Below are 26,046 nucleotides of genomic sequence, written 5' to 3' on the forward strand. Positions count from 1 at the left end.
TATATATCGACCTGCCAAAAAAATGGGGTCGGTGTTGGGGAAGCTTTGTCGTTATTATTTGCGGGTAAATGGCCGGACTTTATTCAGGAGAAATTGGATCGGTTGGTGTGACATGCTGAATGGTTACAACAAATCAAAGATAAGGCCGTTAATGAGTTTTGCAAACAAGCGCTACAGCAACATTCAGAGATTATTGGAAAGCCCGATGCAAGCGCTCATCAACGTTACGGCGAGCTCTATGAAAATGTTAGAACACTCGATAAAGAGATGGCGCGGATTTTTGATTACCACAATCACAGCCGTTCCAATGCAGGTATCATATTAATGACATTACGAGCCAACAATCTCGCCGACTCAGAACTCATCGCCAAATTATCGCCTGAGTTTGAGCAGCAGACCCGCGCCTATCGCGATACATCACTTTAAATCTGAGCCATTATTCAGCACAATAAAATTGTGCTGAACATCAAATAGCGAATCAAGTATCTCAGAAATTTTAAATTACTCCGATTACCGTAGATAAACGCAATGTCATCTGATATTTTGGATTTGTTGCTATAACGTCAGATAGTGCTGGCGCTAATCTAACCTATGAGCTGGCAGTTTTTAATGTAGTTTTGAGTTTGATAAATTTTTGCTGTGGTAGATTTGATAAGCCAAAGGCGCCGTTTAACGAACAACGAAAAGTGTCAGATGAGAGGCTCAGAAATTTAAAATTGTTCCGAATATTATAGGTTTGATGAGGCCGAAAATGTTCCATACATTTTTCGGCATTTCCCACTTCCGTGTGGGGCACGTAGCGAAATCAGACATCTGGCGATACGTTCCAAAAGTGTCTGATTATGCCTAAGGCTTATCAAATCTACATGCAACATAAGATTCGGTGCCTCGGGAACAAGCTATTTCCCTAACAACTGATATAGACAAACAAATATTAACAATGACACTTTGCTGCTGCCTACTTACCTTAAATATGGCAAACTGCATGCTATGTTTCTTTCAGCCAGCAGTGCAGCATAATGCCTCTAACCCGCAACCCGCAGCAGTTCCCCAGCGATAAAACCGGTGATGCCTTATGGCAGATGCAGCAAAGTGGCGATCAACTGCAGCAGCCGCGTGAAATCGAATTTTCAATTGCCTTTTCCGATGAAGACGCTGCTGCTCAATTCGCCCAGTTTCTATTGTTACAACGCCAGAAAGTCATGTTGAGAGATGAGCCTGAATCAGCTGAGCCGGTTGAAGTTTTAGTCTGGGTTGAAATGGAGCCAGATCACCAGCAAATCACCGGCTTTGAAGATTTGTTGCTGCAGCATGCCAAACCTCTAGGTGGAAAAAATGCTGGCTGGGGTTGTTTTGGTGTTAAAGCCTGATCGCACTACAGGCAATCTTACATAATCACGGTGCTTCAATTACAAAGCACGGTGTTGACTGTATTTCAAGAAAATCCCAGAGAAAATTTGTGGGTAGTCAGGTTTTAATATGATATTAAAAAGAATTCTCTTTCTATTGCTGGGTGTTTTTCTTATTGGTTGTTCTAATGGACGAAAAGTTGAAGGTGTAGATGTGGCTACCGTGTATACAGATACAACCTATCAGGAACTACTCGCAGCAAGCGCTCGTAGAGATGTGCAACTGATTGAAACATTGCTTTTGGAGCAAAAGCTTGACCCTAATAAAGTCGGAAAAAACGGCATAACGCCGTTAATATGGGCTATTAAGGCAGAGAATTATAATAGTATTGAGACTTTGCTGAAGTTAGGCGCAAATCCAAATCAGAAGCGTGCAGGATATAGTGGAGCGGCGGTAACATTCCTGTCACGGGTGAATCAGCCAAAGCTGTTAGAACTTGTTTTAAAGAATGGAGGAAACCCCAATTCAGTAGATGGCGCTAAAAGTGCTTTAACACTTGCATTTTTTTTACGGTATAAAAAAAATGCTGAACTGCTGCTTAAGTATGGGGCTGTGTTCAGCTATGTTACAGAAGGAGGGAATAAGAGAAATGTTGTTTTTGATTGTTATGCAGTAGGAAATTTTGAATGTATATTGTATTTGCTGGAACTGGGGGCTGAGCATACCGTAGAAACAAGCGTTTTTTCTGGGAATATACTTTCTCTTTTACTTAAAACCGAAGGTCGCTTAATCAAAGAAAGCAAGCAATATCATACGATTCAAGAGATCAAGCAGTTGATTGAAAACAGACAAAGAAAATCGAAAAACACCTACCATTAAAAACTTCAATCCATTAATGCCGCAGCAGGTAAAAAATGCCCTATCTCTTTCGGCACTTGATTTTATGTCAGGTAGGTTAGATTAGCGGAGCACCATCTGACGTTTTGTATTGCTCGTCAGAAGGCGCTGGGGCTTTTCTAACCTACAGTGATCGGGATAATTTTAAATTTCCGCAACCCTAAAAATTTTCAATGGGGTCAAAGCCTAAACATACAAAACAACATTGTCTATTCAATAAAACTCCAACACACCATTCGACTAATTTTCTGCCCCTGGCTCATTGAGATAATTTTCTGCTGCTTCACTTCAGCTTTGGCTAAGGCCTTTTTAATCGCCGGTAAATTTTCTTTCTTGGCGACTAAAGAAGTGAACCAGTAGCATTGGTTTGCATAGCTTTTACTTTGCTCGATCATCCGCCGAACAAATGCCGATTCACCACCATCGCACCACAGTTCATTATGCTGGCCAGCAAAGTTTAACTGCTGCTTGCCTGATGGATAATTCACAACCGTTTCTTTTAAACGCGGCTTGCCCGCTCGCTTTTGTTTAGCTTTTTGCAAATTGGTGTGTTTGCGCAAACTGCCTGCGGCTGCATCTTCGGCTGAGCAATGGAATGGTGGATTACATATTGAAAAATCAAATATCTCGCCTGGCTGAATAATCCCTTTGAAAATATTTTGTGGATTATCCTGCCAGCGACATTCTATTTTTTTTTGCAGCTGATTCTTCTCAATTAATAAATTAGCTGCTGCCAGAGATTTCTTTTCGATATCAGCCGCAACAAAATGCCAACCATAAACACTTTGTCCCAGCAACGGGTAAATCAGGTTAGCGCCACAGCCAATATCCAGCCCGGTGACTTTTCTTTCAGACAACTGTTTTTGAGACAAGCTCAAGCTATCTGCCAGCAAGTCAGCAATATAATGGATTGAGTCAACACGGCCCGGGATTGGCGGACAAAGATAGCCAGCTGGCAAATCCCAATACTCAATTGAATAATGCGCCTTTAACAATGCCTGGTTGAGCAACTTGACTGATAAAGGATCAGAGAAGCGAATCGATTGCTTATCTTGGGGCGTTGTCACTATCTTCTGCTTCAATTGTGGGCAAACTTTAGATAGCAACTGAAAGTCATAGTCTGACTGATGCAAACTTCTCGAATGCAGCTGACCTTTAGCTTTCACTGCAGTATCGACTGATTTCGAAGTCTTAACTGCACTGGGCTTTGAAGCATAGGAAGTGCTGGACTTAGAAACATGGGAAGATTTGGATCGATTACGCATTAAAATCCTGAAGCTTTAAAGGCTATAGCTGGCATCACTTGAGTAGATGGCGGCGATTATAGCGGGTACTGAAAATTCTGGTCGACTTGAATCAATGCTATTGCGATAACAGTATCTGTGCAGCAGCTAAACCAATTATCCAATAACAGTCACTTGTTATGAATTAAATTGTCAAACTCACTCGTTCACTTTTGCATCATTGAATAACTCAACTAAATGTTACCAAAAACAGGTTCAAACAATTCCTTGGCAGGTTTCTTTAGCCATACTCTCAATCTGTTTTCATTACAGTATCAATAATAAGGTGATACGCATTTACAATAACTTCGGTAAAAAAACGGAAACTTTCATGCATATCAATAGAAAAGCAGGCTAAACCGACAATACCTTTGCAGTTAGCACTGACATTTTGTAGGATACGCGACCCTTCGCCTTCACAGAAGTTGATTATTCCTGCGAAGGGCATTTGAAACGGAAATAATTAATGTACCAACTGAGCACCGGTGCCGCCGGCAATTTAAAAAATGATGTTCTCTCGGGGTTGACGGTAGCCCTGGCTCTAGTTCCAGAAGCAGTTGCCTTTGCCTTTGTTGCAGGGGTTCAACCTTTGGTTGGATTGTACGCTGCCTTTATGGTGGGTTTGATCACCGCAGTTGCAGGTGGACGCCCAGGTATGATCTCTGGCGCAACGGGCGCTATGGCCGTGGTAATGGTGGCTTTAGTCAGCCAACACGGCGTTGAATATCTTTTTGCTACGGTGATTCTTACCGGTGTTCTGCAAATGCTGGCTGGCGCATTCAAAATGGGCAAATTCATTCGAATGGTGCCGCACCCGGTAATGCTTGGTTTTGTAAATGGCTTGGCAATCGTTATCTTCCTGGCTCAAATGTCTCAATTCCAAACTCCTGATGGCAATTGGTTATCGGGTCAAGCATTGGTAATGATGCTCGGCTTGGTCGGTTTGACCATGGCTATTATTCATTTCTTGCCAAAATTAACTACAGCAATACCTGCCGCACTAGTTGCGATTGTTGCTTTAAGTTTGCTTGTAATGGGGCTAGACCTTGATACTTTACGTGTGGGTGATATCGCCCAGCTGAATGGTGGTTTACCTTCTTTCCACTGGCCTTTTGGCCAAGGCATTAACCCGGACAGCGCAGCCTATGCACCTTTAGCCGGCGCATTTACTGAAGGCCACCCGCTGGTTCCTTTGACCATCAAAACATTAACGATCATTCTGCCTTACGCAGTGATTCTGGCATTAATCGGCCTGATTGAGTCCTTACTGACACTGACCTTGATTGATGAACTGACCGAAACCCGTGGTCAGGGCAACCGTGAATGTGTCGGCCAAGGCCTGGCAAACACTGTTACCGGTATGTTCGGTGGCATGGGTGGCTGTGCAATGATTGGTCAGAGTATGATCAATATTAACTCTGGTGGTCGCGGACGCGCTTCGGGCATTACAGCAGCTTTAGCATTACTGGGCTTTATTATTCTGGCACCTGATCTGATCGAGCTGATCCCGATTGCAGCACTGGTAGGTGTGATGTTCATCGTGGTCATTGGTACTTTCGAGTGGTCCAGCCTGCGAATTATTGGCAAAGTTCCAAAAGCTGACGTATTTGTTGTCATATTGGTTTCTGCGGTAACTGTGGCGACCGACTTGGCAATTGCTGTGGTAGTCGGTGTGATTGTTTCTGCATTAGTCTTCGCTTGGGAACACGCTAAACATGTTTATGCCGATGATCATATCGATGAGCATGGCAGCAAGATTTATGAATTGAATGGCCCGCTATTCTTTGGTTCTATCAGCCACTTTAAACAACTATTTGATATTGCCAATGATCCGCAAGATGTGATTATTGATTTCAGAAACTCTCGAGTGGTTGACCATTCAGGACTAGAAGCAATTGATTCACTGGCGGAGCGTTATTTAAATGCAGGCAAGCGTTTGCACTTACGCCACTTAAGCCCTGAGTGCCGTACTTTATTGCATCGCGCTGGCGCATTGGTTGAAGTAAATGTGATTGAAGATCCAAAGTATCGTATTGCAACTGACGACTTTGCATAATTCAATTTAAAATTTGCTGACGAAGTGTCATACTTCGTTAGCTAGAAAACCCGAGCAGAGCATGCTTCTGTTAAACTAAACCTGATTCAGGCCTGCATTTGGCGGATTCATGCTTTGCTCGGTACTTATAAAAACTCCGATGCACTTGCCATTCTAGTTATGCTCTTTTTAGACAGCCTTCACGCTATATCCTTCGGCCACTCTTCCTTCCAGCAAGCTCCAAGCACTCCAAACAGCAATTGATTCAATTAATCTGAATAATTTGCATTTTATCTGAGCCTACTAGGAATAGCATTCTGTTTGAGTCACTCTCTTGAGCCTGATTTTTTACACCATAAATCACCACCGTAGCAGCGTAACTATTTAAAAGTGAGAGAGTGCCATAAGTGACAGCAAAGCTTTTTTTTATACGAAAAAGTTAGATAACTTTGATGCACGCAATGGCTCATATCTCTTTTCCCGTTAGGCTCTTTAAATATATTTCAAATATTTCGATCCGAGTCACTGCTGCAGTACAGGAATTCACACTCAAAATGAAGATATTAGCTTCCTCTGCAAAAGTATTTTGCAAAAAAATATCCAGTGCTTTCAGTAAAATAGCTACTGCTTTAGCAGTGATTTTATTGTCTACGGCATGTAACTTAGCTTATGCAGCTAGTGAACCAGCCCAGCTAACTGATCAAGAAAAACTCTACGGACTTAACTTGATTCGCAAAGAAACGATGTATAACTACGCTTTCTTTGACCGAGTGCCAACACTGGAATACGAGAAAGCCTATAAAAAATCAGTCGCTGAAGTACTCGCCAGCAAATCGACATTAGCCTATTACCAACAACTACAAGCTTTCGTCGCTTTACTGAAAAACAGCAATACTTATGTAGAGATGCCAAAAGGCCTAGCTGATTATCCGCCACTCAAAATTGAAGACTCTTTACAACAAGCAGTAATTACTGCGATTTCTGAGGAGCTAGCAAAGAAAATCCCTTTAGGGTCAATCGTGTTAGGTATTAATGGGCAAGCATTAGATAAGAATCTACGCGAACAAACCTTCCCCAGGATCGCAGCATCTTCTCCTTATTCCATGTGGGAAAAAGGAATAGAGCAAGCACTAACCGGTAAGCCGGGTTCAAAAATTACCGTGGTATATTTAACCCAAAGCGGCCGAATAAGCTCTGCCAGTATGAAGCGAGATGCCATCAGTAATCCGCCAAAATGGGTTACTGCCAGTGGCGTGATTGAAAAAAACCAAAACTACCAGGCCAGTACACTTGAAGGTGGTATTGGTTATATCAACTTAGGTAATCAGCAAGTTGGCCAAACCTTATCTCAAATTAAAAAATCTCGGTCACTGATTCGTAAATCCAAAGCCCTAATTATCGATTTACGTTTCAATCAAAGTAATAGCAATCAGCTGGCTGCCGGTATTTTGCCTTACCTGACTCGAACCAAGTTAACCGGCCCAAGCTGGAAAACGCGCATTCGTTCAACCGATGTAGATGCAAATGGTCACCCAATTGGTTTAAGTTGGTCTGGCAGCCAAGGGGCTGATTTATATCCCAATAGAAGTGGCATTAAGAAAACAGTACCGATGATTTTCCTAATCAGCCGCGATATGGGCCGTGGTGCAGAGAACCTATTGGGTTATGTCCATCAAATGCGTAATGCTTTGTTGCTAGGTGAAATGAGCGGTGATACCACTACTCGCCAAGTAGAATTCCCACTACCGGGCGGAGGTCGCTTAACCGTGGCAACTCAGCGCGGTAATTACAGCGATAAAATTGATTACGCCGGATATGGCATACAACCAGATTATATGGTCAAGCGCGACCCAGCGTTCTTTGTTTCCGATCAAGATAAAATGCTGCAACGAGCTATTATCGAAGTTAAGCGCCGCATGTAACAGAACAATCACAGGGTGCAAATCATTCCAGCTTTGGAAATCGTCGATCCGGCTTCCTGCCTTCATCGACATACATTCCTTCCCTGGAAATCGTCGATCCGGCTTCCTGCCTTCATCGACATACATTCCTTCCCTGGAAATCGTCGATCCGGCTTCCTGCCTTCATCGACATACATTCCTTCCCTGGAAATAAAAAGGAGCCAAATTAGGCTCCTTTTTTATCGACGATATAGCAATAATATTTTAATTCTCAAGCGGCAAAATACACACTGTAATTTCTTCGCGGTCATGGTAAAGCTGCTTGGCTCGAATCGAATGATCGGGTAATCGCTCTGTCAGCTGCTCTAAATAAAGTTTTACCGATCTCCATGGTTGCTTCATCGGTAATTTTAGGTTGAAAATAGCCCGGCGACTCCAACCCTTTTCCAACCAGGTCGCCATACGCTCAACCACTCGTGCTGGCTTTTCTACCATATCGCAAACTAGCCAATCGACCGTGCCTGATGGGCGATAAGTAAAGCCATCAGCCCTGATATGCTTAACTAATCCGCTGCCCATCAGGTTGTGTTCCATCGGCCCATTGTCAATTGCAATGACTTTAATTCCACGCTCTACAAATTGCCAAGTCCAACCACCCGGTGCTGCACCAAGGTCGACTGCGGTTGTCATTGGTTTTAAGTACTCTGGCCATTTCTCGCGAGTCAGAAAGTAATGAAAAGCTTCTTCCAACTTAAGTGTTGAGCGGCTCGGTGCAGAACCCGGCATTTTCAAACGACGAATGCCCATTGGCCAAGGAGAGCGCCTGCCTTTCAAGCTAATACCCAACCAAGCACGCGTGCCAGATTCAAAGATCAAATGCATCCATGGTAATGATTCTTTATCTTGCAAGCGTTTCTGCTTGACCAATGAACGTTCAAAATGCGGCTTAAATTTACGGCACAACGCCGACAAAGCCTTGCCTTCATTGGTATCTGCACTTTCAATAAATAGCTTGCCACATACCGGCAATTCAGTTGCTGCCAGCATGATTGGCGTCAGTCGATCTTCAGCTGACAACTCCAATACAGGTGCCACCAAAACAATTTGCCGAGAAAAAACCACATGTTGAAAGCTCAGTTGACTAGCAAAATGCTCCAATGATTCTTGTGAGCCACAATCAAACAGCACCAAGCCAGATTCACGTTCAGTCTTGGCATAGCCGTAAACTTCCGACATTGCTGCCAGGTCGGTAATTTCTGCAGCGCAGGCACTTTCAAAGCCTGGACGACAATATAAAAGCAAGGATTGCATGGGGATCCGATAATATTTAGAGCTTCAAAATATACCCAAAGTAATTGGAGATACCAGTAAGCAGCAAACTAGCGAAACGCCATCAGCTTACAAGAGTAAGCGGTTGGAGCAAGCAAGCTAATGCCATGCATCTTTAACTACGGCGGGGATAAAGCGTATTCTCAACAACCAAGCCCGCGAAGACTGGCGCTGAAGTTTCAGCGGCGAATTTTCGCTCAAAGCGATCCATTATGCCAGCACCCAAGTCTGCCTAAGATCGAACAAGTTGTAGTTATTAGTTTGATATTTAACAGCAACAGTCACTATGTCTATAGCGCCCAATAAAAATTAGCTAAAAACAATCTATTCAATTGAGATCCGCAGACTTTATCAAGTATTTAAATTGACTTTTATCAGCAAACTTATCAGTTAGACCATTACAAAAATGCAAATGAAGCTTGTTTGCTTCTTTAACGCTAATTTTTATAAAATCAACTGAGTGGTAAAGTAGGAAAAATAACGCGACAACCGCAATTTTCTATACTTGATGTCTCAATAGCTTATCTCTGCTATTTACTTGGCTTTCTCTTATCTGGATCAATTAAAATGAAAAAAATAATTGCTATTGCAGCTATCACCTTGCTGTGGCTGACAGGTTGCAATCAATCATCCGCACCCGTCAGTCAGAAAGCGGTATCTCCCGCAGTATTAGTAAGTCAGGTCGAACTGGCGCCAGTAGCATTTCAGCAGCGATTTATTGCTAGAACCGAACCAGTTGACCAGGCAAACCTGAAAGCCCGAGTTGAAGGCTATTTAATTGCACGCCATTTTAAAGAGGGCGAATCCGTCAACAAGGGCCAACTGCTGTTTGAAATTGATCCCAAACCCTTGTCTGCCGTTCTCAAACAAACTCAGGCGCAACTAAAGCAAGCACAGGCCGGTTTACGTAAATCCACCAGAGATTTAAAACGATCCAAACCGCTATATCGCAAAGGTGTAGTGAGCCAAGCTGAATATGACAAAATCATCAGTGAAAAAGAGCAAGCGCAAGCTTTAGTAGAATCAGCCTCAGCGCAGGTTGAAACCGCTGAAATCAACTTGCAATACACCAAGATCTCTGCACCTTTTGACGGCATGATCGGCAAAGCTAATTTCAGCATTGGCGCATTGGTCAGCCCAAGTTCAGATGGCTTGGCGACGATCACTCGATTAGATCCTATGTATGTCACCTTCCAATTAGAAGAAAAGCAGCTGGTTAATTTTATGCAGCAATCTTCCCAAGCAAGCACCAAGGAAAAGGGCGATATAAACTTGTCGCTAGAATTGGCTAACGGCTCTATTTATGCAGAACAGGGCAAATTCAGTTTTCCCGATACGGCATTGAATCAATCCACCGGCACTTTAACTATGCGTGCCAGTTTTCCTAATCCGAAAATGGTGCTGATACCGGGTTATTTTGTCACCCTGCGGGCAGAGTCAATTGACACAACACAACAGCCATTAATTCCTCAATCAGCTGTTCAGCAAGACCAGCAGGGTTATTACGTGATGCTGGCCGACCAAAATAACCGAATTATTCGCAAGAGTGTCAAATTGGGTCGCCGCATCAATGCCATGTGGGCAGTAACTGCAGGCTTAACCGGTGGAGAAAAATTAGTGGTTGAAGGATTACAAAAAATCCGTAGTGGTATCGAAGTCATTGCTAAAGCTGCCACAGTCGATAATAAAACCGGTGCTATTTTGCCGGCTAACCAGTAACCATCAGGAAGCCGTCAAATGTTTAGCCACTTTTTTATAAAACGGCCGCGCTTTGCATTGGTAATATCCATTGTTATTACGCTAGCCGGTATTTTATCGTTACTAAAACTGCCAATTGCTCAGTTTCCAGAAATTAGCCCGCCGCAAATTTCTGTCACTGCATTTTATCCAGGCGCCAGCGCTCAAGTTGTTGAAGAGGCGGTTATTAAACCGTTAGAACAACAAATTAATGGCGTTGAAGATATGCTCTATATCGAATCAACTGCCAGCAATGATGGTTCTGCTTCGATTACCATTACTTTTCGCACCGACACTGATGCCGCGCAGGCTCAGGTCAATGTACAAAACCGGGTAGCCATTGCAGAAAACAAGCTTCCCCAAGAAGTCACTCGATCTGGTGTGACGGTTCGACAACAATCTTCAGCAATGTTATTGGGTATTAATCTTGTTTCTGACGACCCAGCCCATGACGGTATTTTTCTCAGTAATTATACCTCTAATAATATTGTTGAAAATATGGCGCGAATTCCTGGCGTGGCCAATGCCCAAGTGCTCGGTGAACGTACTTGGTCAATGCGCGTGTGGTTAAATCCTGATCGGATGGCAGCACTGGGCGTTACCATTTCCGATTTGCGAAGTGCGCTTCAAGAACAAAATGTCATTGTCGCAGCAGGAAAATTAGGCGCAGGCCCGGTCATTCCTGGCCAACAATTTGAATACAGTATTCAAACTCGTGGTCGATTGCAGTCAGTTGATGAGTTCAAACAAGTCATCGTTCGTGCCAATCCTAATGGCTCATCGGTGCATTTAAAAGATGTGGCACGAATTGAATTAGGTGCAAAAACCTACACTGCAGAAGCGTTTCTTGATAACAGTCCCACTGCATTTTTGGTGATTTACCAACAACCAAATGCTAATGCACTGGATGTCGCAGCCGCCGCTGAAAAAGAAATGCAGCGCCTGTCCAAAGCCTTTCCGAAAGGCATTGAATACAAAATTATTTTTGATACCACCAAGTTTATTCGCGCATCAATTAGCGAAGTAGTCATTACATTACTACAAGCAATTGCATTGGTTATTTTAGTGGTATTTCTGTTTTTACAGAATATTCGTGCCACCTTAATTCCAGCTTTGGCGATTCCAGTTTCTCTGGTCGGTACCTTTGCTGTAATGAGCTTGCTAGGTTATTCGATTAACACCATCACATTATTTGGACTGGTGCTAGCGATTGGCGTAGTGGTTGATGATGCCATCGTGGTGATTGAGAATGTCGAACGGCTGATCACCGAAGAAAAAATGCAGCCGATAGAAGCCACCAAGCAGGCAATGACTGAAATATCTGGCCCTATTATTGCAACCACTTTAGTTCTGCTGGCGGTGTTTGTTCCTGTTGCATTTATGCCGGGTTTAACCGGTAAGCTTTATACTCAGTTTGCAGTGACTATTTCGGTTGCTGTTTTAATTTCTTCTTTAAATGCATTAACGCTCAGCCCTGCATTATGTGCCTTATTACTTAAGCCTGGTCAGAGCCAATTAAAATGGCTTGCGCCATTTGAGCGATTAATTAAAAAAATGACCGGTGGCTACAGTAGCGTCGTCGCCTCATTATTGCGTCGCAGTACATTAATCGGGGTTTTGTTCCTCGGCTTGCTAGCGACCACCGGATACATGCTGCAAACCACACCAACCGGTTTTGTGCCCTATGAAGATCAGGGTTACTTTATGGTCGATGTTCAATTACCCGATGCCGCGTCTGGAAATCGGACTGCCGAAACACTAAAAAAAGTCAGCGCTATTATTAGTGAGCAGCCGGGTGTTGCACATGTGGTCAGCGTTTCCAGCTTCTCGTTATTATCTGGTGCCGGCTCCAATGGTGCGATGGCGATTGCTATTCTTGATGACTGGGAAGATCGTCCTGGCGTTGAACTAAATCAATTTATCATTCTTGGAAAACTTCAGGCTCAACTCAATCAACTGGCAGAAGCCCGAGTGATTGCTTTCCCATTGCCTCCTATTCCTGGATTAGGAAGTACCGGTGGTTTTGATTTCCGATTGCAAGATACTTCAGGAAAATCACCACAAGAGTTGGCACAAGTAATGGGCGGCTTAATTAATCAAGCCAATAGCAAAGATGAATTGACGCGTGTAAACAGTAGCTATCGTGCAAATATCCCCCAGTATCAATTAAATATCAACCGTAACAAAGCTAAGGCGTTAGGGGTTCCGTTATCTGATATTTTCTTGACATTACAAACCCAACTGGGCTCACTATATATTAATGATTTTAATTTATTTGGCCGCAGTTATCAGGTAACGCTACAAGCAGAAAGTCAGTATCGAGCTAAACCTTCTGACTTACAGCATTTCTATGTGCGAAACAAAAACAATGAAATGGTGCCATTAAATGCGCTGGCTTCCCTAGAACCGGTGCAAGGTCCAACCTCGATCAAACATTATAATTTGTACCGCTCTGCCAGCATCAATGGCTCAACTGTTGATGGTTACAGTTCTGGCGATGCGATTCGTATTATGTCTGAACTGGCAGATCAACTACCTGATGGTTATAGCTATCAGTGGTCAGGTCAGTCGTTGCAAGAGATTGAATCAGGCAGTCAAGCACCCTTTATTTTCGCTTTGGCTCTATTGTTTGTTTATTTATTCCTGGTAGCACAATATGAAAGCTGGAATATTCCATTTGCTGTTTTAGGCGCAGTACCGATTGCCATTTTGGGTGCCTTTATTGGCTTGTCATTATTCCGACTACTAATTCCAAGCATGAGCAACGATGTTTATGCACAAATCGGCATGGTGTTATTGATTGGTATTTCCAGCAAAACTGCGATATTAATTGTCGAATTTGCAGTGGAATTGCGCGCACAGGGACAAACTGTTTTCGAAGCCGCATTAAACGCAGCCAAGCTGAGATTCCGTGCAGTATTAATGACCGCACTATCATTTGTACTAGGTGTGTTGCCACTGGTATTGGCTAGCGGCGCAGGTGCATCCAGTCGCCGCTCACTTGGCGTAGTCGTCTTATTTGGTATGATGTTGGCAACCATTTTGGGAACGTTGTTGGTTCCAGTTTTCTACCAGATCATTCAGAATATGCGCGATAAGGTTAAAGGAAAGTTAGCGAAAAATACAAAACCTGAAACTATTTAAATTACGTTCTATCATCATTAAAAAAGGTGCTTTTAAGCACCTTTTTTAATATGAAAAATAAGTTCATTATTTAACATCAGTAGCCAACGCTTCAATGAATTCACGTTCTTTGCCAATTTTAGCCTTACATATCCCCATTATCGGATCAATGATTGTGACACCAAATTCTTTACCTGTTCCGATATTCAAATGATTCCAAGCTCTACAGAAAATACGGATATTTTGATCAATTGAGGATTGTGAAGAGCTAGATCTAGGGAATAGTGCTAAGTCAGAAGATTGATAATCCTGATCGGTTAAATAAACCAGCGCTTCATTGCCTCGAAATTTTTGGAAAAATTGATTTTTAAAATCATTGCTAACAATTTTTTCCAGCAATTGTTTTACATCTTCTAACGGCAATTCTTCATAAGTTTGTTGCAAAGCTTCATCAGCATACACATTCGCTAAGCTTTGCTCATCACTATTCATTCCTGTCATTCCATCGCCGCTACAAATCATACCAAATCGATTTGCCAAGTCTTCAAAGCGAAATACCGAACCTATTGTTCTGAAAGGACGAGGAAAAATAACATCTCCATTATAAGCTAATAAAGAAGCACTCATTGCAAGGCGGTTCTCAGTCTGGATCTTAGGAATAATTTCATGCTCTGGAGCCTCACCAATCCCACGATAAAGCATCACACCTTGAGAAATAGCTACAGGCGAGCAATATTTGAGTAGTGTTTCTTCTAGCTGTAACCGACGACTTAAATTAAGAATCAGAAAACGAAACATCCTTGTCTCTATTTTATTAATGTTCCCATCAAACTAGTCGTTTAACGGTAGATCAACCAGCAAGTCGCCTTGTAAACTGGTAATTTTGAGTTGTTGTGGCTCAATCCAGCCTACCGACGGAACATGTTGATTACGGGGAATAGAAATCGAGCCTGGATTAAATATAATAATTCCATCTCGGCATTCAATCAAAGGAATATGGGTATGCCCAAAACAAAATATATCACCTGAATTAAGCAATGGTAATTTTTCAGGTGACCAGATATGGCCATGAGATAGAAAGATCTGCCGTTCGGGCAATAACACTTGAGAAAATTCAGCCAGTACTGGAAAGTTGATCAACATTTGGTCAACTTCACTATCACAGTTGCCTCTCACTGCGATCATCTTGCTGGCATTCTGATTCAACAGTTCAGCCACTCGAATGGGGTCATAGCCTTCAGGCAAAGCATTTCTGGGGCCATGGTTTAGCAAATCGCCCAACAACAAGATCTTGTCTGGTACTTGTTGCTCTGCCAAAGCTAACGCTTTCTCAAGTGCCGAGGCGCTACCATGAATATCAGATATCAGCATTAATTTCATAAATGTCCAAAAATCACTGTAAAACTTTTAGCTGGAGGTTATTTTATTTTTCCTAAATGTAAACAGGGCAAGGAATAATTTCCCTGTCCTGTTTGATCTAAATACAATTTTCGATGTTATTTATACCCGAGAAGACCAATCTCGCTCTAACTCTCCTAAATCTTCCCAATTTTCTTCGGTGGATAAAAAATAACCATGCAATGCCATTGGACTAGTTCTCATTGCATCTTTTTCCATATATTGAAGAGAACCCCATGTTCCTAAAACGGCTTGCCACACCGCAATGGTGAACATGCTACAAAACATTGTTCTGTGTACAGTCGGATCTTTTACAGACATTGGCGGTTCATTTTGCGATTGCATATAATGCTCAACCTGCTTGACTGCTTTAGAACCAAAAGCAGAAGATCTCACTGTAAGAGAAATGGCTTTTTTCATCGAATATTGACCACTTGCAAACAAGCCACGCACCCCTTCAGCATGATTGGTATAATCCCGAGGAGTCTTATCAAAAGTGACCCATTTATTGGCAATGTGCCCAACTCGCATCGAATTCGCCATAGGACCTTTATGACGAAAAACATGCAAAGTTGAGCCGAATGGAAACATATGGGCTGGCAAGGCGGTGCTGCGTATTTCTGTTCTCTCCCAGTTAGGTGCAACCGCATGAGCAATCGCAATTTTTTTTGCGGGGTGAACTATCCCCCTGGCACGAATGCCATCACTCATACACACCACTGCGGTATGCCACATCTCCGGATCACCTTTTCTGGTTCTCTTTCCGCTGAGACCGAGTCCTGCCCGCATAAAAAATTTCTGCGGAATAGAGACACCGGGGTTCCCTCCTCGACAAAAGATGATATCCCCCAACATTAATTCAGAGAATTTCATAATTTACCAATGGACTAATTTTAATCAAAAAAAAGACTACTGTTATCTGAATTAATCAGCCAACAATAGTCTTGTTAATTATGGTGAAAATTATGCACTACAAGCAACCAATTAGCGTACTAAGCTAACCGTCAATACTTTTTTTATTAAAAAAGATCTGAAATGTTAGTCTAAGCCTGCAGCTGCCAAACTTGCAGCACGGAATACTGCCCGCGATTTATTCATGGTTTCTTCCCACTCATTTTGCGCGATAGAATCTGCCACAATACCGGCTCCTGCTTGCATAAACAGTGTGTGATCTTTAATCACCGCCGTACGAATCGCAATCGCGGTATCCATATCACCCTGCCATGACAAATAACCCACCGCACCAGAATAAATGCCTCGCTTTACTGGCTCTAGTTCATCGATGATTTCCATCGCCCGAACCTTGGCTGCACCCGATACAGTACCGGCTGGAAAGGTCGCTTTAAGCACATCCATTGAGCTCATTTCAGGTTTTAGTTTACCGGTGACATTAGAGACGATATGCATGACGTGGGAATAACGTTCAACGACCATTTTATCGGTTAGCTGAACGGTTCCTACTTCAGAAACTCGACCGATATCGTTGCGACCCAAATCGATTAGCATTAAGTGCTCTGCCAACTCTTTTGGATCGGCTAGAAGCTCTTGTTCTAATGCTTTGTCTTCTTGCTCGGTGGCACCACGATGGCGAGTACCGGCAATAGGCCGCACTGTGACATCGCCATGCTCCAGCCGAACCAGAATTTCTGGTGAAGAACCCACCACTTGATGATCACCTAAATCCATAAAAAACATATAAGGAGACGGGTTAAGGCTGCGAAGTGCCCGGTATAAATCGAGTGGCGGCGCTTGATAAGGAACGCTTAATCGCTGCGACAGCACTACTTGCATAATATCACCGTTGTAAATGTACTCTTTGCATTTATCAACCGCCTCTTTAAAGCCTTGTTCGGTAAAACCTGATTGAAAATCAGCCTCGGTGACTTGCTGGGGTTTGCTCCAGTTACGGCGCATAGGCCTTGGTAACCGCAACATCAGCTCCAATTCTTTCAAACGAGCTTCCGCTTTTAAGTAACCCTGGGCATCCTCGGTATCACCGTAAACCACCAGTAATAGTTTGCCGCTCAGGTTGTCGAATACCACCACTTCACGAGACACCATCAACAGAATGTCAGGCGTTCCCATCTGATCTTCAGATTGACATTCACCCAATCTTGGCTCGATATAACGCACCGTGTCATAACCAAAATAGCCAACTAAACCACCAGTTTGTCGATCCAATCCTGCAACCGGCGCTACTTTAAAGCTTTTGCGGAATTGCTCGACCCAATCTAAAGGCTGTTCAACCGTGATGCTTTCAACCTGCTCACCGTCTAGCTCACGCACCACTTGATGGCCATAAATTTTGACCACTTCTCGCGATGGCAAACCGATTACCGAGTAGCGCCCCCACTTTTCACCGCCGGTAACTGATTCAAGCAAATAGGAGTAAGGACCTTCTGCCAGTTTGATATAAGTACTTAAAGGTGTATCCAGGTCAGCCAGAATCTCTCGCTGCAAAGGCACCAACTGATAACCTTGCTCGGCCAGTTGATCAAATTCATTCAAAGTCATGGAGGTATCTACATATCGGGGAACACATTGATCGTTCCAGACTAACCGAAACCGCTGGCTTTGAGAATATTTATGCGCGGAGTCATCTGGTTTGCCACTGAAACTGTTAAGGTGAAAAATTGAGTTTTTCCAGAAATAAGACGAATAATGCTAGGTTTATTTTTCATTTTTATCCCATTCCTAATCTTAACCAATCTGATCGGATACCTCAGTCGTAAGATGATCACCCGCTACAAGTGCCAGCACTATCAGAAAATGACAGCTCTCGACTGGTCAGATCAACACTCTATTGCTGATACCGCTTCAATTTTTCTAAGAAACAAACCATATTCCATTATCCACCCTGAACTGCATTTCAGAGTCGGTGTCCATACATTGCTATCTGATCAGCAATTCAACCAACAACTCAACGATCCTGAGTTACAAAAGATGTATGCATTTCGAGAAATCTTAAAGAAAGTAGCCCTGATTTACTTACCACTATCTCCTTTTCTGGTAATTTTTATTTGGCTCGCCAAGACCAGTTAGCCCTAACGCTTAAAACCAAAGCAAAAACATCAATTCAACCAACGTACTTCCATACATAACTATCTCACAAACTGTCGATTGACTCACACTCTCGCACCATCCTGACAAACATTCTGCTTTGTTAAGACTTCCTTAAGTTTGCTGATTCAGACTGATCAGTAATTTAAGGAGGCACGCCATGTTTTGCTGCAAATCACAGATTAATCACCAACGCTTAAACCAGTCTGTTTCACTGGTACAAACGCCATTGCAGCAAACTGGATTGCCATTCAAACCAGCGGTTATTTCAACCAGTTCATCGCCTTCGCAGCCCAAACTAAAACTGCAATGGATCTCCCCGAGTTGCCCACAACGCACTCGGGCAGAAGCATTAATTCGTGCCAATTATCAGCTTCATTTTCAGGCAGAACCAGAAATACTGATGCCTTGGCTCGTTGATTTACAGCTGCAATCCGATAAAGCAAGCCAGCGCTTTTTATTTGGTCTAACGCCAGCCAGCAGCCAGCCATTATTTCTTGAGCAGTATCTCAACCAACCTATCGAACAATTTCTCGGTGATTGTGATCGGCAGAAAATTATTGAAATTGGCAACCTAGTAACCAATGGCAGAGGCCGTAGCTTGATTGCATTAAGTGGTCGGCTGCTCGACCAATTAGGTTTTGAGTGGGTGGTGATGACCGCCACCAGTCAATTGGCTAACAGCTTCAAAAAAATTGGCATTCCTATGCAACAGCTGGCCAATGCATCGTTGAAGGATTTGCCCAAGCAGCAGCAACAAAAATGGGGTAATTACTACAACAGCAACCCTGTGGTACTGGCAGGCCATTTACCTAGTTATCGAGATAAATTACAGCGACTGACTGGCCGATTAGATTTTTCATCTCTACTCGATGGGTTATTGCCATTTGACCTAAGTGAATCCGAAAATGCCGGAGAAAATTCATGTCTGTAATTTCAAACAACGGTATTTATCAGCAGAACACCAGCTTAATTGATCAATTAATTGGCGATGATCATATCCATAAAGTTGACCATCGGGTTGCCTTGCAATCAGCCGATCAACAATTAAGTTATTTTCAACTTCAACAAAGAATCTACAGCCTTGCTAGCCAGTTAAAAACTTTGCAAATTAAAGTAGTTGCGCTGCAGCTAGAAAACAATGTCGATTGGGTGATTACTGACCTAGCTTGTTTGGCTGCCAATATTTGCTGCGTTCCAATTCCGGTGTTTTTTACCGAACAACAACAGCAACATTGCATTAAAAGTGCCAATGCCGATTTACTAATCAGCAATCAAATAGATAAAAATAATATAACGCTGGCAGGATTAACCCAAAGTTCAGCGATTCACTTAAACCAACAAAGCATAAATATTAACAACACCTTGCCTGAAGATTGCAGCAAAGTAACTTTCACTTCCGGCTCAACTGGTCAGCCAAAAGGAGTTTGTCTAACCCAGAAAACCATGTTGCAAACTTTGCTTGCAGTGCAAAAAGCCACTGAAGCAACACAAGCAAGAAAACATTTATGTTTACTGCCACTGGCAACCCTTTTAGAAAACTTAACCGGGCTTTGGCTGACCTTACTTAATCGGGGCACTATTGTATTAGTTGATTCAAAAAACTTAGGTTTCAGCGGTGCAAAATTACAGCAGCCACAACTATTGCTAGCCAGCATCAGCCAAGCCCAACCTCATAGTATTATTTTATTGCCTCAATTATTGGGTCTATTGCTACAAGCACATTCCAAGTTAAATGATAAATCACACACACCATGGAAATTACCTGACAGTTTGCAGTTCATGGCGATTGGTGGCGCAAAAACACCGGTAACTTGGCTGGATGCTGCCCAGCAATTAAATTGGCCAGTGTTTGAAGGTTATGGTCTGTCTGAAGCGGGCTCGGTAGTTTGTTTAAACCAGCCTCAGCAGAAAAAAAATGGCACAGTTGGCCAAGCTTTATCTCATGTAAAGCTAAGTGTTGCCGACGACGGCGAGCTGCTATTAAAAGGACATTACGCCCAGCACTATCTAATCCAAAACCCAACCCAAAGTCTAACCCAAGACAGTCAATTGCAAAGCACCGATCAACAAGATGGCTGGTTAAAAACTGGCGATATTGCATCGATCGATAGCCAGGGCTTTATTTCAATTGAAGGCCGCAAAAGTAATTTACTCATCACCCAGTTAGGCCGGAATATTTCGCCGGAATGGCCAGAAAGCTTATTAAATGCCCAAAGCAGCATTGCCCAAGCCATGGTCATTGGCGACCACCAGCCGTTTCTAGCTGGGTTAATTGTCGCTTTTGCCGATGCCAGCCCACAACAGCTACAGCTTGCAATTGATCAGGTTAACCAGCAACTGCCGGATTACGCAAAAATCCAACAATGGTTAATCGTAGCGCCCTTCAGCATTGGTAATGGACAACTAACCGATAACGGTCGATTAAAGCGTGCCGCAATTAACCATCAACATGCCGAGTTAATCGAAGCGTTATACCAACCAAATACTCAGAAAACTTATAGCGCTTAATTTATAAAAAATAACCAAATTAAAGGACACTCGTATGAGCTTTTATCAAACACTGCAGCAATCTACTGAAACAGAAAGAAATCACTTACTGAGTGCGCCGTTAATTCAACGCGCATTATCTGGTGAGATTACACCAGCGCTATACCAGGCTTTTCTAACTCAGGCTTATCACCATGTTCGCTTTACCGTGCCACTACTGATGTCTTGCGGTAGCAAATTATCGGCCGAACAAGAATGGTTGCGTAAAGCGATTGCCGAATACATTGACGAAGAATATGGCCATGAACAATGGATTTTAAGTGACATTGAACATGCCGGTGGTGACAAAAGAACAGCCGCTGCCAGCATTCCTTCACCCGCAACCGAATTAATGGTTAGCTATGCATTTGATTCAATTGAGCGCGTTAGCCCATTAGCATTCTTTGGCATGGTTCAAGTATTGGAAGGCACTAGTGTTGCATTGGCTACCCAAGCAGCCGATAAAATTAAAGATTCCCTGCAGTTACCAGAAAAAGCATTTTCTTATTTATATTCCCACGGCAGCCTTGATCAAGACCATATTGAATTCTTTGCTGGTTTAATGAATCAGATCATCGATGAGAATGATCAAAAAATCATTATTCATGCCGCAAAAATGTTTTACCGTCTTTATGGCGATATTTTCCGCTCGCTGACAGTCTTAAATACAGTTGCAAACCCAACACCAAATGACGCATTGGCGGAGGCGGTATGAGCAACAAAGTATGGAAGCACGTTCTGATTACGGGTGCAGCAGGTGGTATTGGAGCAGAAATTTGTCAGCAGCTATTAACTAGCAGCGAAAAAATGACTTTAGTCGGCCGTTCTGAATCTGCATTGTTACAATTAAAACAACGCTTGTTACAACAAAAGCCCCAGCAAACAATTGATATTGTAACCTGCGATCTGGTGAATGCTCAGCAAAGAGTTGAACTCGCATCACAAGTGACCAATGTTGATTTATTAATTAACAATGCCGGCACTTTGGCATTGGATTTTTTATCTGAACAAACTGGCCAACAAGTACAACATCAAATTGAATTGAATTTATTAGCACCGATTGATTTAACTCGCTTGCTATTAAATCAGCTAGGGCAGCAACCGTCCGCCAGCATTGTCAATATTGGCTCAGCACTGGGGTTTATTGGCATGCCAGCCCACAGCGTTTATTGCGCCAGTAAAGCCGGATTACAAAGCTTTTCAGAGTCACTGCGGCGTGAACTATCAGATAGCAATATTTCGGTATTGCATATCGCGCCTCGCGCTACCGACACCCAATTAAATGACCAGCGCATGCGCCATTTAAACCAACAAACTGGCAGCAAAACAGACTCTGCCCGTTGGGTTGCTGAGCAGGTAGTTGCCGCTATCAATAAACAAACTGCAGAAACCGTACTGGGCTGGCCAGAAAAATTATTTGCCCGAATCAATAAAATCGCCCCTTCGGTGGTAGATAACGCCCTGGCTAAAAAACTACCTACGGTTCGACAATGTCTTGACACTTCTACCCAAGCACCGGTTTAATTTCATTTTTAGCTTAAGGAGATCATAATGTTCCGCTATCAAACATTTTTAATCACACTAATACTCTCTTTGGTTAGTTTTAATAGCTATGCCAGCGATGATGACCACGACAGCCACTATAAGTCAGACTCCGATCATGACAGCTACTACCAATCAGAATCCGAGCATGATTCTGATTCAGAATCACATTACGGCACGTCATTTCAACATTTACCACCACTGCAGCAATTACAGCAAGGCTGGGCAAGAGCCCAATACCAAACTAGCAAGGCGCAACAAGAAGATGCCTTTGAAGATTTATCTAAATTGGCAAAGCAACTAGCAAAGCAAAACCCTCAATCAGCTGAATTATTAATTTGGAAAGGTATTATTTTAAGTAGCCGTGCTGGCGCTGAAGGTGGTTTGTCTGCACTGTCACTGATTAAAAAAGCAAAATCATCTTATGAATCAGCATTAAAACTAGATTCCCAAGCACTCAATGGCTCAGCCTACACCAGCTTAGGTGTGCTTTATTATAAAGCACCGGGTTGGCCAATTAGCTTCGGTGACGATGATGTGGCGAAAACTATGCTAGAAAAAGCACTGGCAATCAATCCAAATGGTATAGACCCAAACTATTTCATGGGTGATTATTGGTTGAGTCAGGGCAAAAAAAATCAAGCTAAAGCATCATTTGAAAAGGCACTTCAAGCCAGCCCACGTACCAGCCAACCAATAGCAGACAAGGGTCGTCGGCAAGAAATCTTACAAGCACTTGAGCGCATTTAGCCCTATAGATCTATTGGGCTGAGTGTCCAACATAAAGGCTAGGAAATTACGTGGAAAAAATCCTACTGGTTGAAGATGATCGCATGCTGGGGCAAGGGCTCAAGCATGCGATTGAATCAGAAAACTATCATTGCGATTGGGTCACCGACGGCCACAGCGCATCAGCTAAAGTGATTAAGAGCGATTATCAACTAGTCATACTCGACCTTGGTTTGCCCGGCAAAGATGGTTTGCAGGTTTTACAGCAAGCTCGCAGTCAGGGAGTTGATATTCCGATTTTAATATTAACTGCCCGAGACACCTTGCAAGATAAAATCTCCGGGCTAGATCTAGGTGCCGATGATTACCTGTTAAAGCCTTTCGAATTGGATGAATTATTAGCACGAATTCGCGCCCAGGTAAGGCGCTATCAACGGCGTTTTAGCCAAATCATCAACCATGGTGAACTGGAATTAGATATCGGTAGCCAACAGTGCAGCTATCAAAATAAACCGATTACTTTATCTCGCAGAGAATTCGCTTTACTGGCTGATTTACTACAACACAAAGGCCAAGTTCGCAGCAAAGACCAGCTGACAGAAGCGCTGTATAGCTGGCAAGACCAAGTAGAAAGCAACACGGTTGAAGTGCACATTCACCATTTGAGAAAAAAAATTAATAATAAACTGATTCGCACCTTACGCGGCATCGGTTATATGATTGAGAGAGAATAACGTGTCACAGTCAACAAGCGTTTCAGCTAGTCCAAGCACATCATTATTGCCCTCTTCTACTCAAGCAATGTCAGACATTTCTATTCGCCGCCGACTGACTTTAATGATTATTGGCTTACTAGTGCTTACCAGTCTGACTAGCGCCATTTGGGGTTACCAAGGTGCCAGCCATGAAGCAGAGGAATTATTCGATGCTGAATTGGCGCAGCTCGCCCGTTTTTTACAAACACAGCACCTACAAGCTGAAGACCATCCATTATTATTAGTGCCTGGGCCCCATGTAATCGATGAAGTTTTTGGTCATAAATATGAAAAACGCATCGCCTTTCAGATTATTTCTAAAAGCGGAAATATATTGGTCAGTTCCGCCAAATCACCGGTTGAACCATTACAAGCCGAAATCGGCTTTTCCAATTTCATGCTTGATGATAAAAACTGGCGTAGTTTTAAGATTATTGCTGAAAACGGCAGCCAAATTATTACCGCTCAAGATGAAAAAATTCGTCAAGAGTTGGCCAGTTATATTGCCCAAGAATCGCTAATTCCCCAGTTGCTCATGCTGCCATTGGCTGCCTTGTTTTGTTGGCTGGCAATTGGCCGTGGGCTGGCACCATTAAACGCGTTATCCCAAAGAGTAAAAAGTATTTCTAGCGATTCACTTCAGCCAATAAAAGATATTACGGTACCGCAAGAAGCACGCGGGTTAACCGACTCACTAAACGATCTACTCGCGCGACTAGAAATCACCTTGCAGCGTGAGCGACAATTCACCGCCGATGCTGCGCATGAATTAAGAACACCGCTTGCAGCATTACAGCTACATACCCAACTTGCCCAGCGCCAAGCAGTGAAATCAGCGGCAAATGATCAACTTAATCAATCGCTCGACCAAGTATTACAAGGCACTCGAAGACTCACTCGTTTGGTCGAGCAATTATTGATGCTTTCAAGATTAGAAAGCCAGTCATCAAACGCTGCAGGTCAATCAACGCTTTCGCTAATCCCTATCTGCCAACAACAGTTTTCTGATTTACTACCAATGGCTGATCAAAAACACTTACAGCTGATATTAAATGCACCGCAAACTAATGCTGTACCTACTTATCAAATCAATGGTCACAGCGAAGCGCTCGCCATTTTAATTCGTAATTTATTAGACAATGCGATTAAATATTCACCCGAAAATGGCGAAGTCACCTTATCTTTACAGCAAAATGACTTAACCAATCAATTACAAATTTCAGTCACCGACCAAGGCTGCGGCTTCAGCCAACAAGCATTAACTCATGCTACCGAACGTTTCTGGCGAGATATAGAAAGCAGCCAAAGCTTAACAGGAAGTGGATTAGGGTTATCTTTGGTAAAGCGGATTGTCGAGCTGATGGATGGAAGTATTCAAATTGAAAACCAGCAAGCTGGCGGTGCTAAGGTGACGGTTTTTTTAACCGGGAAATAATTTAAATAGTATTCGACAAACACCTTATGGGACATGCTAGAGCACAACCAATCTCCAAGCTCTTCGAGCCAATTATTAAGTGTGCTATTCATAATTCAAGACATTTAAAAGTTTACAACAAATGACGCGTATTGAGCCTTTGGCGTCATTTGCTTGTGCTTGTTAAGCAGTTTACATATAAAGTGCTTCTGTATTGGGTTCAGAACTTTTTACGCGCTCAGAAAATCCTTTAAACAAAAATGATATTCTGCTGCCACTATCACCAAATAACCGTGACTTGATTGCAGGGTAGATTAGTAAGGAAATTCTACTTTCTGGCATGCCAGAAACTAAGAAAGGTTGGTTGTACTCATTACTCCAAAAGAACTCGCCACCATGCTCTTTGTAGGCAACAAACAAGGTATATGCGGTCATGAGTTCAATAATTGAATTGGTGCGCTCTTCCGGCATTTCATCAGCAAAGTCTGATGCTTCTTCAAGCATTTCATCAACAGCAGACAGGCTGTCAGCTGAAAAATCTAATTGATCATCAAGTCTGGGGTTAAATTGCTGCGCTGCAAATTCAGCATCTTTCTGTATTTGATTTTGTAGCTCGCTCACGATTACTTCCTGCGATTGTTTGTTTTTAACTTTGTAAGTTTCTACTATGGGTACGCAAGATACAAGTGCAAATGAAAGTATGTAAAAGGCAAATTTCATTGGATTACCGCCTAACAGCTTAATAGTGTGCATGCTCCATATAGCATTAATACAACCTGTCAGTTAAACCAACAAACCATTAATTAAAAACAAAACAATTATATTGATTGGAACTAGTTAAAACAAATCGTGCATGCGTGTTTTTCCAAGATAGCAGGTTTCTCGTTACCCCAGAACGACCTGCCATTAACTCTATGATACAAAAATTAATTTGATGATCGCTTAGTAAATCGCGCATTAACAG

At 42.8% G+C, this 26,046-nt stretch carries 22 protein-coding genes; 15 read left to right on the plus strand and 7 right to left on the minus strand.

From position 1 onward, the window contains the following. Positions 1-267 precede the first annotated feature (267 nt). The 3 genes from DC094_RS22190 (at position 268) to DC094_RS18030 (ending at position 2,229) form a co-directional block, all read left to right on the plus strand. On the plus strand, positions 268-426 hold the full coding sequence (locus tag DC094_RS22190) for a hypothetical protein (RefSeq protein ID WP_158527384.1): 159 nt from the start codon (positions 268-270) through the stop codon (positions 424-426). Positions 427-1,019: 593 nt separating this feature from the next. Then, positions 1,020-1,370, plus strand: coding sequence for a ribonuclease E inhibitor RraB (locus DC094_RS18025; protein WP_116688522.1), 351 nt, complete (start codon positions 1,020-1,022; stop codon positions 1,368-1,370). A gap of 109 nt (positions 1,371-1,479) precedes the next feature. Beyond that, the gene (locus DC094_RS18030) at positions 1,480-2,229 is read left to right on the plus strand and encodes an ankyrin repeat domain-containing protein (protein WP_116688523.1); all 750 of its coding nucleotides are present in this window, start codon (positions 1,480-1,482) and stop codon (positions 2,227-2,229) included. Positions 2,230-2,456: 227 nt separating this feature from the next. Here DC094_RS18030 and rlmF read toward each other — a convergent pair whose 3' ends face one another. Beyond that, positions 2,457-3,512, minus strand: coding sequence for a 23S rRNA (adenine(1618)-N(6))-methyltransferase RlmF (gene rlmF, locus DC094_RS18035; RefSeq protein ID WP_116688524.1), 1,056 nt, complete (start codon positions 3,510-3,512; stop codon positions 2,457-2,459). A 484-nt stretch (positions 3,513-3,996) separates the two neighbouring features. Between rlmF and DC094_RS18040 the strand changes: the two genes are divergently transcribed. Both DC094_RS18040 and DC094_RS18045 read left to right on the plus strand, forming a co-directional pair. Beyond that, positions 3,997-5,586 (plus strand): SulP family inorganic anion transporter, encoded by a 1,590-nt coding sequence (locus DC094_RS18040; RefSeq protein ID WP_116688525.1) that lies wholly within the window; start codon positions 3,997-3,999, stop codon positions 5,584-5,586. A 533-nt stretch (positions 5,587-6,119) separates the two neighbouring features. Next, positions 6,120-7,487 carry a S41 family peptidase gene (locus DC094_RS18045; RefSeq protein ID WP_158527385.1) on the plus strand — a complete coding sequence of 456 codons (1,368 nt, stop codon included), beginning with the start codon at positions 6,120-6,122 and terminating at the stop codon, positions 7,485-7,487. Positions 7,488-7,730: 243 nt separating this feature from the next. Here the strand turns inward: DC094_RS18045 and rlmM are convergent, their stop codons facing one another. Further along, positions 7,731-8,777, minus strand: coding sequence for a 23S rRNA (cytidine(2498)-2'-O)-methyltransferase RlmM (gene rlmM / locus DC094_RS18050; protein WP_116688527.1), 1,047 nt, complete (start codon positions 8,775-8,777; stop codon positions 7,731-7,733). A gap of 585 nt (positions 8,778-9,362) precedes the next feature. On the opposite strand from rlmM, the gene DC094_RS18055 reads away from it, so the two are divergent. After that, positions 9,363-10,514, plus strand: a complete 1,152-nt coding sequence (locus tag DC094_RS18055; protein ID WP_116688528.1) for an efflux RND transporter periplasmic adaptor subunit — start codon at positions 9,363-9,365, stop codon at positions 10,512-10,514. An 18-nt stretch (positions 10,515-10,532) separates the two neighbouring features. Further along, positions 10,533-13,676, plus strand: a complete 3,144-nt coding sequence (locus tag DC094_RS18060; protein WP_116688529.1) for an efflux RND transporter permease subunit — start codon at positions 10,533-10,535, stop codon at positions 13,674-13,676. Positions 13,677-13,742: 66 nt separating this feature from the next. Here the strand turns inward: DC094_RS18060 and DC094_RS18065 are convergent, their stop codons facing one another. The 4 genes from DC094_RS18065 to trpE form a co-directional block, all read right to left on the minus strand. Then, complete coding sequence (locus DC094_RS18065) at positions 13,743-14,453, minus strand: hypothetical protein (protein WP_116688530.1); 711 nt, start codon at positions 14,451-14,453, stop codon at positions 13,743-13,745. 33 nt (positions 14,454-14,486) lie between these two features. Beyond that, positions 14,487-15,035 carry a phosphodiesterase gene (gene yfcE, locus DC094_RS18070; protein WP_116688531.1) on the minus strand — a complete coding sequence of 183 codons (549 nt, stop codon included), beginning with the start codon at positions 15,033-15,035 and terminating at the stop codon, positions 14,487-14,489. 120 nt (positions 15,036-15,155) lie between these two features. Next, positions 15,156-15,926, minus strand: coding sequence for a hypothetical protein (locus DC094_RS18075; protein WP_133245609.1), 771 nt, complete (start codon positions 15,924-15,926; stop codon positions 15,156-15,158). Positions 15,927-16,091: 165 nt separating this feature from the next. Beyond that, positions 16,092-17,567, minus strand: a complete 1,476-nt coding sequence (gene trpE / locus DC094_RS18080) for an anthranilate synthase component I (RefSeq protein WP_116688533.1) — start codon at positions 17,565-17,567, stop codon at positions 16,092-16,094. A gap of 255 nt (positions 17,568-17,822) precedes the next feature. Here trpE and DC094_RS18085 point away from each other — a divergent pair, with 255 nt between their 5' ends. From DC094_RS18085 to DC094_RS18120, 8 genes are all read left to right on the plus strand, one after another. After that, the gene (locus tag DC094_RS18085) at positions 17,823-18,095 is read left to right on the plus strand and encodes a hypothetical protein (protein WP_133245610.1); all 273 of its coding nucleotides are present in this window, start codon (positions 17,823-17,825) and stop codon (positions 18,093-18,095) included. Positions 18,096-18,273: 178 nt separating this feature from the next. After that, positions 18,274-19,047 (plus strand): thermostable hemolysin, encoded by a 774-nt coding sequence (locus tag DC094_RS18090; protein WP_116688535.1) that lies wholly within the window; start codon positions 18,274-18,276, stop codon positions 19,045-19,047. Beyond that, entirely contained in the window at positions 19,038-20,624 is a 1,587-nt protein-coding gene (locus DC094_RS18095; protein WP_116688536.1) for an AMP-binding protein, read from the plus strand. The genes DC094_RS18090 and DC094_RS18095 overlap by 10 nt, the downstream gene beginning before the upstream one ends. 34 nt (positions 20,625-20,658) lie before the next feature. Then, positions 20,659-21,357, plus strand: coding sequence for an iron-containing redox enzyme family protein (locus tag DC094_RS18100; RefSeq protein WP_116688537.1), 699 nt, complete (start codon positions 20,659-20,661; stop codon positions 21,355-21,357). Continuing rightward, on the plus strand, positions 21,354-22,166 hold the full coding sequence (locus DC094_RS18105) for an SDR family oxidoreductase (RefSeq protein WP_116688538.1): 813 nt from the start codon (positions 21,354-21,356) through the stop codon (positions 22,164-22,166). The genes DC094_RS18100 and DC094_RS18105 overlap by 4 nt, the downstream gene beginning before the upstream one ends. A gap of 27 nt (positions 22,167-22,193) precedes the next feature. After that, positions 22,194-22,934: a tetratricopeptide repeat protein gene (locus DC094_RS18110; RefSeq protein ID WP_116688539.1), complete on the plus strand. Its 741-nt coding sequence runs from the start codon at positions 22,194-22,196 to the stop codon at positions 22,932-22,934. A 50-nt stretch (positions 22,935-22,984) separates the two neighbouring features. Then, complete coding sequence (locus DC094_RS18115; protein WP_241504092.1) at positions 22,985-23,647, plus strand: response regulator; 663 nt, start codon at positions 22,985-22,987, stop codon at positions 23,645-23,647. 1 nt (position 23,648) lies between these two features. Then, entirely contained in the window at positions 23,649-25,103 is a 1,455-nt protein-coding gene (locus DC094_RS18120) for an ATP-binding protein (RefSeq protein ID WP_133245611.1), read from the plus strand. A gap of 171 nt (positions 25,104-25,274) precedes the next feature. Here the strand turns inward: DC094_RS18120 and DC094_RS18125 are convergent, their stop codons facing one another. Continuing rightward, positions 25,275-25,703: a hypothetical protein gene (locus DC094_RS18125; RefSeq protein WP_133245612.1), complete on the minus strand. Its 429-nt coding sequence runs from the start codon at positions 25,701-25,703 to the stop codon at positions 25,275-25,277. Positions 25,704-26,046 lie beyond the last annotated feature (343 nt).

It is taken from the genome of Pelagibaculum spongiae (assembly GCF_003097315.1).
In the GTDB taxonomy this organism is placed as follows: domain Bacteria; phylum Pseudomonadota; class Gammaproteobacteria; order Enterobacterales; family Pelagibaculaceae; genus Pelagibaculum; species Pelagibaculum spongiae.

Bases quoted from the DNA above. Each gene is read 5' to 3' on its own strand.
- DC094_RS22190 (WP_158527384.1), top strand. From the start codon at position 268: ATGGCGCGGATTTTTGATTACCACAATCACAGCCGTTCCAATGCAGGT.
- DC094_RS18025 (WP_116688522.1), top strand. From the start codon at position 1,020: ATGCCTCTAACCCGCAACCCGCAGCAGTTCCCCAGCGATAAAACCGGT.
- DC094_RS18030 (WP_116688523.1), top strand. From the start codon at position 1,480: ATGATATTAAAAAGAATTCTCTTTCTATTGCTGGGTGTTTTTCTTATT.
- rlmF (WP_116688524.1), bottom strand. From the start codon at position 3,512: ATGCGTAATCGATCCAAATCTTCCCATGTTTCTAAGTCCAGCACTTCC.
- DC094_RS18040 (WP_116688525.1), top strand. From the start codon at position 3,997: ATGTACCAACTGAGCACCGGTGCCGCCGGCAATTTAAAAAATGATGTT.
- DC094_RS18045 (WP_158527385.1), top strand. From the start codon at position 6,120: ATGAAGATATTAGCTTCCTCTGCAAAAGTATTTTGCAAAAAAATATCC.
- rlmM (WP_116688527.1), bottom strand. From the start codon at position 8,777: ATGCAATCCTTGCTTTTATATTGTCGTCCAGGCTTTGAAAGTGCCTGC.
- DC094_RS18055 (WP_116688528.1), top strand. From the start codon at position 9,363: ATGAAAAAAATAATTGCTATTGCAGCTATCACCTTGCTGTGGCTGACA.
- DC094_RS18060 (WP_116688529.1), top strand. From the start codon at position 10,533: ATGTTTAGCCACTTTTTTATAAAACGGCCGCGCTTTGCATTGGTAATA.
- DC094_RS18065 (WP_116688530.1), bottom strand. From the start codon at position 14,453: ATGTTTCGTTTTCTGATTCTTAATTTAAGTCGTCGGTTACAGCTAGAA.
- yfcE (WP_116688531.1), bottom strand. From the start codon at position 15,035: ATGAAATTAATGCTGATATCTGATATTCATGGTAGCGCCTCGGCACTT.
- DC094_RS18075 (WP_133245609.1), bottom strand. From the start codon at position 15,926: ATGAAATTCTCTGAATTAATGTTGGGGGATATCATCTTTTGTCGAGGA.
- trpE (WP_116688533.1), bottom strand. From the start codon at position 17,567: ATGACTTTGAATGAATTTGATCAACTGGCCGAGCAAGGTTATCAGTTG.
- DC094_RS18085 (WP_133245610.1), top strand. From the start codon at position 17,823: ATGACAGCTCTCGACTGGTCAGATCAACACTCTATTGCTGATACCGCT.
- DC094_RS18090 (WP_116688535.1), top strand. From the start codon at position 18,274: ATGTTTTGCTGCAAATCACAGATTAATCACCAACGCTTAAACCAGTCT.
- DC094_RS18095 (WP_116688536.1), top strand. From the start codon at position 19,038: ATGTCTGTAATTTCAAACAACGGTATTTATCAGCAGAACACCAGCTTA.
- DC094_RS18100 (WP_116688537.1), top strand. From the start codon at position 20,659: ATGAGCTTTTATCAAACACTGCAGCAATCTACTGAAACAGAAAGAAAT.
- DC094_RS18105 (WP_116688538.1), top strand. From the start codon at position 21,354: ATGAGCAACAAAGTATGGAAGCACGTTCTGATTACGGGTGCAGCAGGT.
- DC094_RS18110 (WP_116688539.1), top strand. From the start codon at position 22,194: ATGTTCCGCTATCAAACATTTTTAATCACACTAATACTCTCTTTGGTT.